General features: G+C 71.7%; 17 protein-coding genes and 1 pseudogene. 10 read left to right on the top strand and 8 right to left on the bottom strand.

Translation table 11 applies throughout. The features are described 5' to 3' along the window. Positions 1–158 precede the first annotated feature (158 nt). Positions 159–614 carry a MarR family winged helix-turn-helix transcriptional regulator gene (locus tag ACLJQM_RS43955; RefSeq protein ID WP_247024755.1) on the top strand — a complete coding sequence of 152 codons (456 nt, stop codon included), beginning with the start codon at positions 159–161 and terminating at the stop codon, positions 612–614. On the opposite strand, the gene ACLJQM_RS43960 is transcribed toward ACLJQM_RS43955, so the two are convergent. Continuing rightward, positions 586–1,740, bottom strand: coding sequence for an alpha/beta fold hydrolase (locus ACLJQM_RS43960; protein ID WP_410636159.1), 1,155 nt, complete (start codon positions 1,738–1,740; stop codon positions 586–588). The two genes, ACLJQM_RS43955 and ACLJQM_RS43960, sit on opposite strands and share 29 nt — an antisense overlap. Positions 1,741–1,927: 187 nt before the next feature. On the opposite strand from ACLJQM_RS43960, the gene ACLJQM_RS43965 reads away from it, so the two are divergent. Beyond that, positions 1,928–2,581 carry an FG-GAP repeat domain-containing protein gene (locus ACLJQM_RS43965; RefSeq protein ID WP_410636160.1) on the top strand — a complete coding sequence of 218 codons (654 nt, stop codon included), beginning with the start codon at positions 1,928–1,930 and terminating at the stop codon, positions 2,579–2,581. Between the two features lie 60 nt (positions 2,582–2,641). Beyond that, positions 2,642–3,472: an NAD(P)H-binding protein gene (locus ACLJQM_RS43970; RefSeq protein WP_410636161.1), complete on the top strand. Its 831-nt coding sequence runs from the start codon at positions 2,642–2,644 to the stop codon at positions 3,470–3,472. Between the two features lie 18 nt (positions 3,473–3,490). Here ACLJQM_RS43970 and ACLJQM_RS43975 read toward each other — a convergent pair whose 3' ends face one another. The 3 genes and pseudogenes from ACLJQM_RS43975 to ACLJQM_RS43985 all read right to left on the bottom strand — a co-directional run bounded on the left by ACLJQM_RS43975 (position 3,491) and on the right by ACLJQM_RS43985 (position 5,305). Continuing rightward, positions 3,491–3,778, bottom strand: a complete 288-nt coding sequence (locus tag ACLJQM_RS43975) for a hypothetical protein (protein WP_410636162.1) — start codon at positions 3,776–3,778, stop codon at positions 3,491–3,493. Between the two features lie 121 nt (positions 3,779–3,899). Then, a pseudogene (locus ACLJQM_RS43980) lies at positions 3,900–4,112 on the bottom strand (transposase); the annotation flags it as partial. Between the two features lie 23 nt (positions 4,113–4,135). Continuing rightward, on the bottom strand, positions 4,136–5,305 hold the full coding sequence (locus ACLJQM_RS43985) for an MFS transporter (RefSeq protein ID WP_410636163.1): 1,170 nt from the start codon (positions 5,303–5,305) through the stop codon (positions 4,136–4,138). 82 nt (positions 5,306–5,387) lie between these two features. On the opposite strand from ACLJQM_RS43985, the gene ACLJQM_RS43990 reads away from it, so the two are divergent. Next, the gene (locus tag ACLJQM_RS43990) at positions 5,388–5,924 is read left to right on the top strand and encodes a CGNR zinc finger domain-containing protein (RefSeq protein WP_410636164.1); all 537 of its coding nucleotides are present in this window, start codon (positions 5,388–5,390) and stop codon (positions 5,922–5,924) included. A gap of 53 nt (positions 5,925–5,977) precedes the next feature. Here the strand turns inward: ACLJQM_RS43990 and ACLJQM_RS43995 are convergent, their stop codons facing one another. Together ACLJQM_RS43995 and ACLJQM_RS44000 are read right to left on the bottom strand one after the other, a co-directional pair. Then, positions 5,978–6,412 carry an OsmC family peroxiredoxin gene (locus ACLJQM_RS43995; protein ID WP_410636165.1) on the bottom strand — a complete coding sequence of 145 codons (435 nt, stop codon included), beginning with the start codon at positions 6,410–6,412 and terminating at the stop codon, positions 5,978–5,980. Next, positions 6,399–6,857, bottom strand: a complete 459-nt coding sequence (locus ACLJQM_RS44000) for a MarR family winged helix-turn-helix transcriptional regulator (RefSeq protein ID WP_360781087.1) — start codon at positions 6,855–6,857, stop codon at positions 6,399–6,401. Before ACLJQM_RS44000 ends, ACLJQM_RS43995 begins: the two co-directional genes overlap by 14 nt. A gap of 273 nt (positions 6,858–7,130) precedes the next feature. Between ACLJQM_RS44000 and ACLJQM_RS44005 the strand changes: the two genes are divergently transcribed. After that, positions 7,131–7,634: a DinB family protein gene (locus ACLJQM_RS44005; protein WP_247024739.1), complete on the top strand. Its 504-nt coding sequence runs from the start codon at positions 7,131–7,133 to the stop codon at positions 7,632–7,634. Here the strand turns inward: ACLJQM_RS44005 and ACLJQM_RS44010 are convergent. Both ACLJQM_RS44010 and ACLJQM_RS44015 read right to left on the bottom strand, forming a co-directional pair. Then, positions 7,621–8,391 carry a DUF1295 domain-containing protein gene (locus tag ACLJQM_RS44010; RefSeq protein WP_247024738.1) on the bottom strand — a complete coding sequence of 257 codons (771 nt, stop codon included), beginning with the start codon at positions 8,389–8,391 and terminating at the stop codon, positions 7,621–7,623. The genes ACLJQM_RS44005 and ACLJQM_RS44010 overlap by 14 nt on opposite strands. After that, a complete protein-coding gene (locus ACLJQM_RS44015) occupies positions 8,388–9,662 on the bottom strand; it encodes a class I SAM-dependent methyltransferase (protein WP_410636166.1) in 1,275 nt (424 codons plus the stop codon). The genes ACLJQM_RS44010 and ACLJQM_RS44015 overlap by 4 nt, the downstream gene beginning before the upstream one ends. 82 nt (positions 9,663–9,744) lie before the next feature. Between ACLJQM_RS44015 and ACLJQM_RS44020 the strand changes: the two genes are divergently transcribed. From ACLJQM_RS44020 to ftsZ, 5 genes are all read left to right on the top strand, one after another. Next, positions 9,745–11,013: an NAD(P)/FAD-dependent oxidoreductase gene (locus ACLJQM_RS44020; RefSeq protein WP_410636167.1), complete on the top strand. Its 1,269-nt coding sequence runs from the start codon at positions 9,745–9,747 to the stop codon at positions 11,011–11,013. After that, entirely contained in the window at positions 11,007–11,741 is a 735-nt protein-coding gene (locus ACLJQM_RS44025) for a DUF1365 domain-containing protein (RefSeq protein ID WP_410636252.1), read from the top strand. Before ACLJQM_RS44020 ends, ACLJQM_RS44025 begins: the two co-directional genes overlap by 7 nt. Next, positions 11,734–12,339: an ECF RNA polymerase sigma factor SigK gene (gene sigK, locus ACLJQM_RS44030; RefSeq protein ID WP_360781097.1), complete on the top strand. Its 606-nt coding sequence runs from the start codon at positions 11,734–11,736 to the stop codon at positions 12,337–12,339. Before ACLJQM_RS44025 ends, sigK begins: the two co-directional genes overlap by 8 nt. Positions 12,340–12,350: 11 nt before the next feature. Then, on the top strand, positions 12,351–13,106 hold the full coding sequence (locus ACLJQM_RS44035) for an anti-sigma factor domain-containing protein (protein ID WP_410636253.1): 756 nt from the start codon (positions 12,351–12,353) through the stop codon (positions 13,104–13,106). Between the two features lie 244 nt (positions 13,107–13,350). Continuing rightward, a complete protein-coding gene (gene ftsZ, locus ACLJQM_RS44040) occupies positions 13,351–14,658 on the top strand; it encodes a cell division protein FtsZ (protein WP_360781100.1) in 1,308 nt (435 codons plus the stop codon). Positions 14,659–14,661 lie beyond the last annotated feature (3 nt).

Genomic DNA, 14,661 nt, shown 5'->3' on the forward strand with positions numbered 1-14,661 from the left:
GGATGGGCCTCCATTCTCGGCGATGAGTGGTGCTGATCCATGTGGGAGCGCTCCCAGTGCGGAAGGGAGCTTAGCGGCGAATCGGGCAAAGTTCAACCAACAAGGTGGCCGTGCTGTTGGTCTGTTCCGCACGAGAGCCGGGTCGTTAAGGTGAAGACGTGGTGACCCGGGCGGAGCGCAACGCGACGGACCCCGATCTGGGCGTCCTGTCCGGCCGGCTCCTGTTCGCCGTCCAGCGCGAGCTCTTCGCCACGCTCGCCGCCCAGGGCTTCGACGACCTGAAGCCCCGGCACGGCGCCGTGCTCGCGTACCTGGACGACGGCGGCGTCCGGGCGACCGAGCTGTCCCGGTCTTCCGGGCAGCACAAGCAGATCATCGGGACGCTCATCGACGAACTGGAAGCCCTCGGTTACGTCGAACGGCGGCCCGACCCGCGCGACCGGCGCGCGAAGCTGATCTGCCCGACCGGGCGCGGGCTCGCCCAGATGCGCGCGGCCGACGCGATCATGGCCGCCATCCAGCAGCGGCACGCCGACCGCGTCGGCCCGCGGGCCTACCAGGAGTTCAAGCGGGTCCTCGCCGACATCACCGAGCACCAGCGCGGCCGGTCCTGACCCCGATCCACTCGACGACGGCCGGCCAGGCCGGGTTTCCCGGCTGTAGCACGTCGAAGTGGCTACCGCCGTCGACCTCGAGGTAGCGAGCCTCGCCGCTCTTCTCCGCGTAGCGGCGGCTCCACTCGGCGGGGACCACTTCGTCCGCGCCGCCGTGCACGGCCAGGACCGGGACGCCCGCGCCGGCCAGTTCGAGCGGCGACGTCCAGCGGTAGCGCTCGGGGTGGTGCCCGCCGAGCAGGAGGGGCACGACGCCGTCGCCGACGGTCTCGGTGAGGGCGGGCCACAGGTCGGGACGCGCCGGCTCGGGCGCGCCCTGCGGCGGCTCGGCACCGGGGTCGGTGAGGACGGCGCCGGTACCGGCCGCGGCGGCCGCTTCGAGGTCGAGCGCGCCGGCCAGCGTCACCACGCCGACCGGCGTGATCTTCGGGCGGGCGCCCGGCGCGTCCGGCGGGAGCACGCCGCGGTGCGCGGCCCACGCGGCCAGGTGCCCGCCCGCCGAGTGCCCGAGCAGCACGACGCGGCCGGTGTCGAGGGCCGGGTCCATGCCGTCGAGGGCGTCGACCGCGGCGGCGACGTCGAGGAACGTGCCGGGCCAGCCGCCGCCGGGCTCGCCGAGCCGCCGGTACTCGACGTTCCACACCGCGTACCCGCGAGCGACCAGGTCGTCGGCGACGCCGGTGGTCTGGCGGCGGTCCCAGAGCGCGGTCCAGAAGCCGCCGTGGAACACGGTCACGACCGGGAAGGGGCCGTCGCCTTCGGGCAGGTACAGCTCGCCCACCTGCGACGGCCCGGTTCCGTAGGCGACGGTGCGCACGCGGCGCGGACCGTCCTCGGCGTCGTCGTAGCGCACTCCGCGCTCGGCGCCGACCAGCCCGCCGATGGTGCCGAAGAAGGCGGCGATCGCGGGCAGGTTCGCGCCCTTGGCCTTCGACTCGTCCCACGCGGTGTCGTCGGTCCACTCCACGAAGTCCAGCCACGTGGTCTCGTCGACGCGGACCAGGCGCGCGGACAGGAACCCGCGGCGGTCGGCCCGGAACGCCGCCACCATGCCCGGGCGCGCGTCCAGCATCGCCTGGGTGTTCTCCGGAGCCACCGTGAAGGTGGTCATTTCGATGACGGACATCGCCGGCTCCTCGCTCGTTCCAGATAGTCAAGATTTATGACTAAATCCGGCCGGTCGGCATTCCGCGGTGGGGCGGTTGCGTTCGTGTGGCACATCACACTTCGAGTGCACTTGATCCACTAGTGGCCGTCTTTCTTCGTGAGAGCACTTCCGGTGAAAAGATCACCGGAAGGTGGAGGGAGATCTCATGAACCGCATCGGAATCGTCCGCACCGCCACGGTCACCGGCGTCGCCGCCGCGCTGGGCCTGGCCGCCGTCGTGCCGGCGCTGGCCGCGCCCGCCGCCGACCCGGTCACCACGGTCGCCGACCTGAACGGCGACGGCGAACTCGAGACGGTGACCGCGCAGCTGGTGGGGGACGACCAGGTCATCTCGGCCACGGTGAACGGCACCTACACCTCGATCCACCTGCCGGCGGACAGCCAGGCCGGCCTCGAGGCCCCGCGGGTGGCCGACCTCAACGGCGACGGCCGCGCCGAGCTGATCGTGACCCAGTCGGTCGGCGCCAACACCACGTTCTTCTCCGCGCTGCACTTCGACGGCCGCAACCTCAGCCCGGTCGTCGGCCCGGACGACCAGCCGTTCTCGCTCGCCGAAGGCGGCGGCGTCGCCGCGCACCTCGGCTACCGGTGCACGCCGTTCGAGGGCGGCCGCGCGTTCGCGGTCGTCGCCAGTGAAAACGACGACGTCAGCCGCCCGGCCGACCGGTTCACCTACTCGGGCACGCGCACGGTCTACACCCTGCGCGACGGCGCGTTGAGCATCCAGGAGTCGACGCCGATCACCGCCCGGCCGGCGACCGACCCGCTGCTCGCGGTGGACGCGGCCAGCTGCGCCTGACCCCTTTGTTTTCCGTATGCCGTACGATGTCGTACGGCATACGGGAACGAGGAGGGTGCGATGACGATCCTGGTGACGGGCGCGACCGGCAGCGTGGGGCGCCTGGTGGTCGACGAGCTGCTGGCCACGGGGGTGCCGGTGCGGGCGCTGACCGTCGACCCCGGTCGCGCGAAGCTGCCGCCGGAAGCCGAGGTGGTGGTCGGTTCGCTGGCCAAGCCCTCGACGCTGCCGGTCGCGCTCAAGGGGGTCTCGGCGGTCTACCTGGCACCGATGGCGCGGACCGTGCGGCGGTTCTGCGAGCTGGCGGCCGACGCCGGTGTCGAGCGGGTGGTCGCGCTGTCGGGCAGTAGTGTCGGGGACGGCCACGAGGGGTCCAGCGGCAACGAGTACGGCGCCGTCGAGGCGGCTGTCCGGGAAGCCGGGTTCGCCTGGACCTTCCTGCGGCCGGGGGCGTTCATGAACAACACGCTCGACTGGGCCGACATGGTCCGCGCGGGCGAGGTCCGGATGGCGTTCGGCGACGCCACGCAGACGCCGATCGACCTGGCCGACATCGCGGCGGTGGCCGCCCGGGTGTGCACTTCGGACGGACACGTCGGCGCGACGCACGTCCTCAGCGGGCCGGAGGCGATCAGCCTGCGTCAGCAGGTCTCTACGCTGGGATCGGTGCTGGGCAGGGAGATCCGCTTCCACGAGCTGACCCGCGACGAGCAGCGCGCGCAGTGGATCGGCTACGGCGTCCCGGAAGCAGCCGTCGACTGGCTGCTCGACGGCTTCGAGGAGACGCTGCGGCACCCGCAGGTCCCGACCGGCGTCGTCGAGGACCTGCTCGGCCGCCCCGGGACGACGTACGCGCAATGGGCGGCCGCGCGGCGGGACGTCTTCGCCTAGGACGTGTCCTGGGGATCTTCATCGGAGATGGAGCACGATGCGGGCGAGGACGATCTCTGCGCGGTGATAGGCCGCTCGTTTGGCACAATTGCGCAGCTTGTGGAGGCTGGAGTCGAAAGCCGCCCCCTTTGCCTTGCGACGGGCGATCTGGTCCGCGCGTTCGGGAATGGTGGCCTTGATCCTGCGCGACCGCAGAGCCTTGCGTGTGCTCGGGTGGGTGTAGGCCTTGTCGGCCAGCACCCGCCCGGCCCGCACCTGCTGCCCGTTCACGTCGAGATCCCGGATCTCGTCCAGCGGCGGCGTCAACGGCCAGGTGAAGTTTGGTCGTCAGTCCTCCGCAGGAACGTCCGAGGCACTCCCCGTCGATGGCGAGGATGCGGCCGGCGCCCGGAAAAAGGGGGCTGTGCGGACTGGATCGAAGACGCTCGTGCGCGGTCTTCCCCGGCCCGTACCGCTCAGGCAGGTCACGCCATGGTGCACCGGTCCGCTCATTCCACAGAATCGCGTTGATCACCTGCCGGTGACTCCGCCGCCCACCTCGCCGCCCCGTCTCTGCAGGTAGCAAAGCCTCGATCCGCGCCCACGCCTTGTCTGTCAGCTCACCACGCCCAACCACAACCCATTGTCTGCACACGATCATGAACAAGATCCGCAGGACACGTCCTAGACGCGGGTGCGGGCCATCCCGGCCAGGCCGAGCAGGGGGAGCACGCCGGCGAAGACGACGACCGCCGTCCAGCCGCCGAGGTGGAACGCGATCGAGCCGGCCTGGGAGCCGATCGCGCCGCCGATGAAGAACGTGCCGAGGTAGATGCTGTTGACGCGGGCGCGGGCCGACGGGTCGAGCTGGTAGATCACGTGCTGGCCGGTCACCAGCGTCGCCTGGACGGCCATGTCGACGGCGATCGCGGCGATCGCCAGCAGGACGACGTTGTGCGCGCCGAACCCGGCGAGCGCGAAGGCGGCCGCGCACAGCACGAAGGCGCCCGCGGTGAGCCGCCGGCCGTGGCCGTGGTCCGCCCACCGCCCGGCCAGCGGCGCCACCGCGGCGCCGGCCGCCCCGGCCAGCGCGAACAGGCCGACGCCGAGCTGGCTGTAGTCGAACGGCGGCGCGGTCAGCACGAAGGCGATCGTCGTCCAGAACGCGCTGAAGGCGCCGAACATCGCCGACTGGTACAGCGCGCGGTGGCGCAGCGCGGGGTGCTTGCGCCACATGGCCAGTGTCGAGCGGATCAGCTGCCCGTAGGGGACGTCGGTCTTCGGCGCCCGCCGCGGCAGGGTGAACCGCAGCACGACGGCGAGCGCGGCCATCGCCGCCGCCGAGATCAGGAAGACGACCCGCCAGCTCGTCACCTCGGCCAGGAAGCTGGCGACCACGCGCGAGAGCAGGATGCCGAACAGCAGCCCGCTCACGACCCGCCCGACGATCCGGCCGCGGATGTCGTCGGGGGAGAGGTCGGCGGCGAACGGGATGAGGATCTGCACGACGACCGACGTCGCGCCGACGAGCAGGGAAGCGAGCAGCAGCACGGCGAACCCGGGCGCGACGCCGGTGACGACCAGGCCGCCGCAGGCGACGGCGAGCAGCGTCGCGACGAGGCCGCGGTTCTCCAGCCGGTCCCCGAGCGGGACGAGCAGCAGCATCCCGGCCGCGTAGCCGATCTGGGTGGCGGTGACGACCCCGCCGGCCGCGGCTTCGCCCACCCCGAACGTCCCGCGCAGCTCGGCGAGCAGCGGCTGGGCGTAGTAGAGGTTCGCGACCGTCAGTCCACAGGAGACGGCCAGCAGCAGCACCAGCCAGCCGGGCGGCGCCTGCTGCTTGGTCTCGGTCATGCGTGCCCCCAGGATCGGCGGAACCGTTTTGATCGGTTCCCAACGGTACCAGTCAAACCGGTTCCGGCGTACTGTGACCCCTATGACGGAACGCTTCCGCTCGGGCGCGGGCAGGCTGTGCCTCGACTTCATCCGCACGCTGCGCTACCGCGGCACGCCCGCGGAGACGGAGGAACTCCCGGACGCGGCGGCCTGGGGAGCGTGGATCGACCAGCTGGGCCCGTTTTCCTCGCCGGTCCGCCCCGCGGATGTCGACGACGCCCGGAGCGCGCGGGAGGCGATCCACGAGCTGCTCACCGGCGCGGTGCGGCCGTCGTCGCGGCAGCGGTTGAACCGTTTCGCCGCGCTGCCGGTACCGGCACCTTCGCTGACGTCGTCGGGCGAAGTGCGTTGGCAGGCCGAGGATCCCGCGTCGGCGATGCTGGCCCTGCTGGTCCGCGACGCGCTGGACCTGGCGACGTCCCCGGAGTTCGCGCGGGTCCGCCGATGCGCGGGCCCGGCGTGCGGCGCGCTGTTCCTGGACACGTCGAGGCCGGGCACGCGCCGGTGGTGCTCGATGGAGATCTGCGGCAACCAGGCCAAGAAGTCGACTTATCGAGCCAAGGCGACCACCCGCTGACACGGGAACGGCCCCTCGCCGAGCCGGTGAGGGGCCGTTCGCGGGGCTGGGGCTCAGTTGATGGCCGCGTCCAGGGTGATCGTCGTGCCCGCCAGCGCCTTCGACACCGGGCAGGTCTTTTCCGCGGTCTCGGCGTACTCGGCGAACTGCTCCGCCGTCACGCCCTCGATGGACGCGCGCAGCGTGATGGCGATGCCGCTGATCTCGAAGCCGCCGCCGGCCGCCGGGCCGAGCGTGACCTCCGCGCTCACGTCGATCGAGTCCGCGGTGAGCTTCTGCGCCTCGAGCACGCCCGACAGGTTCATCGCCAGGCACGACGAGTGCGCCGCGGCGATGAGCTCTTCGGGGCTGGTCTGGCCGTCCGGGTTGCCCGCGCGGGTCGGGAACGAGACGGAGAACGTGCCCGCGTTGGACGAGTCCAGCGTGACCTCGCCCTTCCCGTTCTGCAGTCCGCCGACCCAGTGGGTGGTCGCGTCACGGCTGGGCATCAGGGCCTCCAAGTGAGTAGGCGGCGGCCGACGCCGTCAGCCGCCGCAGGGTGTCGATGAGCTGCCGCCGCTCGGTGTCGTCGAGGCCCAGCGCACAGCCGATGGCCGAGGGGACACCGGCGGCGCGCGTACGCGTCGAACGGCCTTCCTCGGTCAGGCTGACCACCACGGTGCGTTCGTCTTCGGGCAGCCGCGCCCGGGTGACGAGCCCGTTGGCCTCGAGTCGTTTGAGCAGCGGGGAAAGCGTGCCGTAGTCCAGGTGCAGCGCCTCGCCGATCTCCTTGACCGGCCGGGCGTCGGACTCCCACAGCACCAGCAGCACCAGGTACTGCGGGTAGGTGAGACCCAGCTCGCCCAGCAGGGGACGGTACGTGTCCGTCACCGCTCGCGACGCCGCGTAGAGCGCGAAGCAGGCTTGCTCGTCTAGAAGGAACTCGTCCGGCACGTCCGCAAACCTAGCCCACGATTACATCGTGCGCAAGGTATTTGCGGATCAGGGTTGCCTGCCAGCGGGAGACCGCCTTGCTCGAGGGCTCGGGGACCGGATCCCCCGGGCGGCCGGGGCGGGTTCGGCTCACGCTCGGTTCGCGTGGCGGGCGGGGTGCGGGAGGAAGGCAGGTCGCCGACCGGGCGATGCCGGCGCGGCTCGTCTCAAGCCGACTCCGAGCCACGCGCCGCACAGCAGAAAGTGTCGGACCCCTCTGGCAGAGTCCCCGCCATGACCCGACCCGAGCGCCCGAAAGTTCCGCTGACCGGCGGCGAGCGCGAAATCCTGACCAGCCAGCTCGACTACCTGCGCGCCACCGTCGCCTGGAAGTCCGAAGGCCTCACCGACGAGCAGGCGCGGCGCGTCCACCTGCCCAGCGAGCTGACCACCGTCGCCGGGCTGCTCGGCCACCTCACCCTGAACGAGTGGTTCTGGTTCGCCGTCGTCGTCGACGGTGAGGAGGACACCTGGGACGAGCGGCTCGAAGCCGATCCCGATGCCGAGTTCCGGTTCGCCGCCCAGACGCCGGTGCCGCAGCTGCTCGCGGACTACGCGAAGCAGTCCCAGCGCAGCCGGGAGATCGTCGCGGCGCGCGATCTCGACGACCAGGTGACGCACAAGGGCGAAACGTTCAACGTCCGCTGGGTGCTCACCCACATGATCGAGGAGACCGCGCGCCACACCGGTCACTTCGACGTGCTGCGCGAGCTGACCGACGGCCTCACCGGGGAGTGACCTTCTTGGGCGGCAGCGGGAAGAAGCCGCTCGTGCGCTCGACGTAGTGCGCGTACGCCGGGCGGGTCTTCGCCATGCCCTTCTCCAGCATGGGTTTCCCGGTGCCGCGGGCCAGGGTGAACGTCATCGCCACGGGGGAGAGGATCGTCAGCGCGCCCGGCCACGTCGAGCAGGCCAGCAGGTAGAGGCCCCACCACACGCACGCGTCGCCGAAGTAGTTCGGGTGCCGCGTGTAGCGCCACAACCCCGTGTCGAGCACTTTGCCCTTGTTCGACGGGTCGGCCTTGAACCGGCGCAGCTGGTCGTCGCCGATCGTCTCGAAGCCGAACCCGAGCAGCCACACCGCGACGCCGAGCCAGCCGAGCACGCCGATCCCGGTGCCGTACATCGCGAACTGCACCGGCAGCGAGACGAAGTACAGGATCAGCCCCTGGAACAGGTACACGCGCACGAAGATCCGCAGCGGCTCCTGCCGCATCCGCGCGTACCGCGGGTCCTCGGGCAGCTTGTGGTTGCGCAGGTGCAGGTGCAGCGAAAGCCGCCCGCCCCAGACGACCGTCAGCACCAGCACCACCAGCCGCAGGTACAGCGGCCCGTCGCCGAAGGGGAATGCGGCCAGCGCCACGACCGCGAAGCCGAGCCCCCAGAACGTGTCGACCGTGTCGTAGCGCTTGCGGGCCCGCGCGATCCCGAAGGTCACCAGCACCGCCACCACCGTGACGCCGGCGGTGAAGAGCAGCGTCGTGCCGAGCGTCATCGCAGCCACTCCCGCGTCGCCGGCATCCCGCTCGTCCCGTCCGGGTGCGGTCGCACCGACAGGATCTGGTCCACGCCCATCCGGTTCTCCTCGAACGCCAGTGCCCCGCCCACCAGGTACAGCCGCCAGACCCGCGCGCCGGTCTCGCCGATCAGCGCGACGACGTCGGCCCAGTTCTCCTCCAGGGTGTCGGCCCAGGCGCGCACCGTCCAGACGTAGTGCTCGCGCATCGCGTGCACGTCCCGGACCTCGAGGCCCGCGTTTTCCAGGTGCTCGACCGTGCGGCCCACCGGGCGCATCGTCATGTCGGGGGCGATGTACCGCTCGATGAACGCGCCGCCGCCGGGGGCGACGTTCCCGCGGGACATCTGCTGGATCAGCACGCGGCCGCCGGGCTTGACCATCTTGTGCAGCGTCGCCGTGTACACCGGGTAGTTCACCTCGCCGACGTGCTCGCCCATCTCGATCGACGCGACCGCGTCGAACGGCGCGTCCGGCAGCTCGCGGTAGTCCTGGCGGCGGACCTCGACGCGGTCTTCGAGGTCGTGCTGGGCGAGCCGGGCGCGGATGTGCTGCAGCTGCTCGCCCGAGAGCGTGATGCCCACGGCGTGCACGCCGTGGTGCTTGGCCGCGTGGACCAGCAGCGAACCCCAGCCGCAGCCGATGTCGAGCAGCCGCATGCCCGGGCGCAGGCCCAGCTTGCGGCAGATCATCTCCAGCTTGTCGTGCTGCGCTTCCGCCAGGCCGTAGCCCGGTTCGTCGGAGGTGAAGTACGCGCTCGAGTAGGCCATCGACTCGTCCATGAGCAGCTGGTAGAACGCGTTGCTCAGGTCGTAGTGGTGGGCGATGGCGGACCTGTCGCGCAGCAGGCTGTGCAGCTTCCCGGTCAGCCGGGCCTCCTCGGCGGGCGGCTTCGGCGGCGGTCCGACGACGCCGAGGCGGGCGGCGAGCTTGACGGCTTCGGCCCAGTCCGCCGGGCCCAGTTTCACGCGGTTGAGCTCCCCCGAGCGGGTGAGGGCCCAGATCCGGCGGAAGCCGTCCGCCAGATCTCCTTCGACGTCGAGGTCTCCGGTGACGTAGGCGCGGGCGAGCCCCAGCTCGCCCGGTGCGTAGAGCAGGCGCCGCAGGGCGCGGCGGTTGCGCAGGACGACGGTGGGCGCGTCCACCGGACCCACCCGGGTCCCGTCCCAGGTCCGGAGGCCGACGGGGAGCTGCCCGCCGAGGAGCTTCCCGGCGAACGAGGCGAGGCGGTGCGCGGTGCTGTTCGGCATGTCCGGGATTCGCTCCGCCCCGCGCGGTGGATTGGTGCCGCCGCCCGCCAATCCACATCCGCACCGGTGGCGAAGTACCGGTGTGGAGATCACGGGAGAACGCATCGCCGTCATCGGCAGCGGGGTGGCCGGGCTGACGGCGGCATACCTGCTGCAACGCAAGTACGAGGTCTTGCTGTTCGAGGCCGACGACCGCCTGGGCGGACACGCGCACACGCACGACGTGCCGAGCTCGCACGGCGGCACGATCGGCGTGGACTCCGGCTTCATCGTCCACAACGAGCGCACCTACCCGACCCTGCTGCGGCTGTTCGCCGAGCTCGGCGTCCGGACCCGCGACACCGAGATGTCGATGAGCATCCGCTGCGACGGCTGCGGCCTGCAGTACGCCGGGGCGAAGGGGCTGGCCGGGCTGTTCGCCCAGCGCGGCAACCTCGCCCGGCCCCGCTACCTGCGGATGCTCGCCGAAGTGAAGCGGTTCCACCGGCACGCGAAGCGGCTGCTGGCGGCGAAGGACGCGGGGGACGTCACCCTCGGCGCGTTCCTCGCCATCGGCGGCTACACGCGCTACTTCGTGGACCACTTCATGCTGCCGCTGGTGTCCACGGTCTGGTCCGCCGACCGCAGCGACACCCTCCGGTACCCCGCGCGGTACCTGTTCGAGTTCCTCCGCAACCACGGCATGCTCTCGGTCAAGGACTCGCCGTCCTGGCGGACCGTCACCGGCGGGTCCCGCGAATACGTCGAACGCGCGGCGAAGCAGCTGACGGCCGTCCACCTCTCGACGCCGGTGCGGTCGGTGCTGCGGACCGCGAACGGCGTCGAGATCCGCGACGACGCCGACACGCCGCACCGGGTCGACAAGGTCGTCGTCGCCACGCACGCCGACCAGGCGCTGGCCCTGCTGGCCAACCCGACCGCCGCCGAGCGCGAGGTGCTCGGCCCGTTCCGCTACTCCGCCAACGAAGCCTGGCTGCACACCGACACGAGCGTGCTGCCGTCGCTGGCCGACGCGCGGGCCGGGTGGAACTACCGCGCGCCCGTCTGCGGCGCGCCGACCGGTGCCGTCCAGGTCAGCTACGACATGAACCGGCTGATGCGGCTCGACGAGCCGACCGGCTACGTCGTCACGCTGAACCCGGGCGACGGCCCCGAAGCGGCGCACCTGGTCGCGCGGATGCGGTACGAGCACCCGGTCTACACGCCGGAATCCGTTGCCGCGCAACGACGGCTGCCCGAGCTCAACGACGGCGTCTTCGCCTACGCCGGCGCCTACCACGGCTGGGGCTTCCACGAGGACGGCTGCTCGTCGGGGGCCCGCGCCGCCGAAAGCCTCGGGGTGACCTGGTGACGAACGCGCTCTACGACGCCACGGTCGCGCACGTGCGGCGGATCGACCCGCCGCACTCCTTCGCCCACCGCGTGTACCTGTGGCTGGTGGACCTGGACGCGCCGCCGCGGCTGCCGTGGTGGCTGCGGCCGTTCGCGCGCTTCGACCGCCGCGACCACTTCGTCGCGAGCGACCCCCGCGGGATCCGGGAGAAGCTCGACGCGTGGCTCGCCGAACGCGACGTCGACCTGCGCGGCGGCCGGGTCGTCATGCTGGCCGCTGCGCGCGTGCTCGGCTACGTCTTCAACCCGATCAGCGTCTACTGGTGCCACGACCCGGACGGGCGGCTCGAGTGCGTCGTGGCCGAGGTGCACAACACCTACGGCGGGCGGCACGCCTACCTGCTGCGCCCCGACGAGGCCGGCCTCGCCTGCGCGGCCAAGGAGTTCTACGTCTCGCCGTTCCAGGAGATGGACGGCGAGTACCGGATGCGGCTGCCCCACCCGGAAGCGTTGCTCGACCTCACGGTCGCGTTGCGCCGCGGGAGTTCCACGCCGCTGGTCGCTACGCTGCGGGGAGTCCGCCGCCCGGTGGACCCGCGGTGGCTGGCCCGGCTCGTGCTGGCCCGGCCGCTGCTCCCGCAGCGGGTGTCCGCGCTGATCCGCCGCCACGGCGTCGCACTGTGGCTGCGGAAGGCGCCGGTCATCGCGCGCACCCCGCAGAACGCCGGAGGACAGCTGCATGGATGAGCAGGCTCGACGGCGCCCGTTGGCGCCGGTGCCCGCCGAAGTGCCGGCGGGTCCGACCGCGGAAGAGCTCATGGTGCGCGTCGCCAAGGGCGACGAACGGGCCTTCGAGCTGCTCTACGACCAGTTCGCGGGCCCCATCTTCGGGCTCGTCCGCCGGATCGTGCGCGATGCGGCCCAGTCCGAAGAGGTCGCCCAGGAGGTCCTCGTCGAGCTGTGGCGCACCGCGACGCGGTACGCGCCGGAGAAGGGGTCCGCGCTGAACTGGGCGATGACGCTGGCGCACCGCCGCGCGGTCGACCGGGTCCGCTCCGCCCGGGCCAGCACCGAACGCGAGCAGAAGGCGACCTTCGAAGCCGCCCGCGGCCGTCCCTTCGACGAGGTCGCCGAGTCCGTCACCGCGCGGCTCGAACGCTCCCAGGTGCGCAAGTGCCTGTCCTTCCTGACCGATCTGCAGCGCGAGTCCGTGCTGCTCGCCTACTACCAGGGCTATACGTATCGCGAGGTGGCCGAAGTGCTGTCGACGCCACAAGGAACCATCAAGACGCGGCTGCGGGACGGGCTGATCCGCCTGCGGGACTGCCTGGGGGTGACCGCTTGAGCACGCCGGAAATGCACACCCTGGCCGGTGCCTTCGCCCTCGACGCCGTGTCGGACGTCGAGCGCGCGGAGTTCTCCCGCCACCTCGAGCAGTGCGAGTCGTGCGCCCAGGAGGTCGCCGAGCTGCGCGCGACCGCGGCGCGGCTGGGCGCGGCGATGGCCGAGGAGCCGCCGCCGGAGTTCAAGGACCGGGTCCTGGCCGCCATGCACGCCACCCGCCAGCTGCCGCCGCGCACCCGCCCCGGCTCGCCCGAGCGGCACCGGCGGTCGGCGCGGGCCCCGCGCTGGGCGGTCCTCGTGGCGGCCGCGGCCGCCGTCGTCGGGCTCGCCGCGGGCGGCGTGTTCGGCTGGATCGCGCTGACCCAGCAGCAGGAGCTGCAGTCCGCGCAGTCCCAGCTCGACCAGGCGAAGGACCGGTACGCGCCGGTCGCCGCGCTGCTCGCGGCCCCGGACGCGAAGACCGCGCACGGCGAGGCGCCCACCGGCGGCGGCGTGACGGTCGTCCTGTCGAAGTCGCTGAACCGCGTGATGGTGATGGACGCCGGGCTGCCGGCGCAGGCGGGCGGGAAGGTCTACGAGGCCTGGCTGATCACCGGTGCGGGCGCGCCGCGCTCGGCGGGCGTGCTCACCACATCCGACGACGGTGGCCTGGTCGTGGCCGAGGGCATCGGGAACGCCGACCACCTCGCGGTGAGCCTCGAGCAGGCCGGGGGATCGCCCAGCGGGACGCCCACCGACGTGCTCATGAGCATGCCCGTGCCGGCCTGATCCGGGTGCCATACCAGACCGGGCCGGAGCGGTGCTCGCGGCTCCTCGCTCTTGCGCGCTCGAACGTGTTGTGGCAAAACACCTTTGCGACACACGGCGTGCCTACTGGATTAGAGCGTGCCTGGTGCCTACCGTCCTGCCTAACGTCGGCAGTTGACATAACTCTCAATCTGGGGTTTAGGTTGAGAGTTCGATCACCCGCCGGCGGGCTGTACGGGCACAACGATCAGGAAGGCGGACTTCGATGACGCCCCCGCACAACTACCTTGCGGTGATCAAGGTGGTCGGCATCGGCGGTGGCGGCGTGAACGCCGTGAACCGCATGATCGAGGTCGGCCTCAAGGGTGTCGAGTTCATCGCGGTGAACACCGACGCCCAGGCACTGCTCATGTCCGACGCCGACGTCAAGCTCGACATCGGCCGCGAACTCACCCGGGGCCTCGGCGCGGGTGCCGCCCCCGAGGTCGGCCAGAAGGCCGCCGAAGACCACCGTGAAGAGATCGAAGAGGTCATCAAGGGCGCCGACATGGTGTTCGTGACGGCCGGCGAAGGCGGTGGCACCGGCACCGGTGGCGCCCCGGTCGTGGCGCAGATCGCCCGCAAGCTGGGCGCGCTGACCATCGGCGTCGTGACCCGTCCGTTCACCTTCGAGGGCAAGCGCCGCGGCAAGCAGGCCGAGGACGGCATCCAGTCGCTGCGCAACGAGTGCGACACCCTCATCGTGATCCCGAACGACCGGCTCCTGCAGCTCGGCGACATCGGCGTCTCGCTGATGGACGCGTTCCGCTCCGCGGACGAGGTGCTGCTGTCCGGTGTCCAGGGCATCACCGACCTGATCACCACCCCGGGCCTGATCAACCTCGACTTCGCCGACGTCAAGAGCGTGATGTCCGGCGCGGGCTCGGCGTTGATGGGAATAGGGTCCGCACGCGGTGAAGGCAGGGCCATCCAGGCGGCCGAGAAGGCGATCAACTCGCCGCTCCTCGAGGCCTCCATGGACGGTGCGCACGGCGCGCTGCTTTCGATCGCGGGTGGTTCGGACCTGGGCCTGTTCGAGATCAACGAGGCCGCCTCGCTGGTGCAGGAGTCGGCGCACCCCGACGCCAACATCATCTTCGGCACGATCATCGACGACTCCCTCGGCGACGAGGTCCGCGTCACGGTGATCGCGGCCGGGTTCGACGCCGGCGCGCCGACGCACAAGAAGCTCGACCCGTCGACCTTCGGCTCCGGCTCGCGCCAGTCGTCGACGACCGCGTCGGCCTCGGCCGGCCAGGTGTCGAACCCGCCGGCCCCGTCGTCGGGGGCCACCCCGGTGCCGTCCACGGGCAGCTCCGGCTACCCGGTGGCGCCGCCGCGCTCGCACTCGCCGCTGCCGTCGGCGACCGGCGGACAGCCGTCCGGCGGTCTCCCGCAGCCCGGCGGCGGCTCGCGCGGCTACTCGCCGATCGGCTCCAACTCGACCCAGGGCAGCCTGCCCGGGCGCGCGATGCCGGTCCACGACGACCCGTCGGACGACGAGGTCGACGTCCCGCCGTTCATGCGGCGCTAGGTC

The sequence above is a fragment of the Amycolatopsis sp. cmx-4-83 genome (assembly GCF_046548815.1).
In the GTDB taxonomy this organism is placed as follows: Bacteria; Actinomycetota; Actinomycetes; order Mycobacteriales; family Pseudonocardiaceae; genus Amycolatopsis; species Amycolatopsis pretoriensis_A.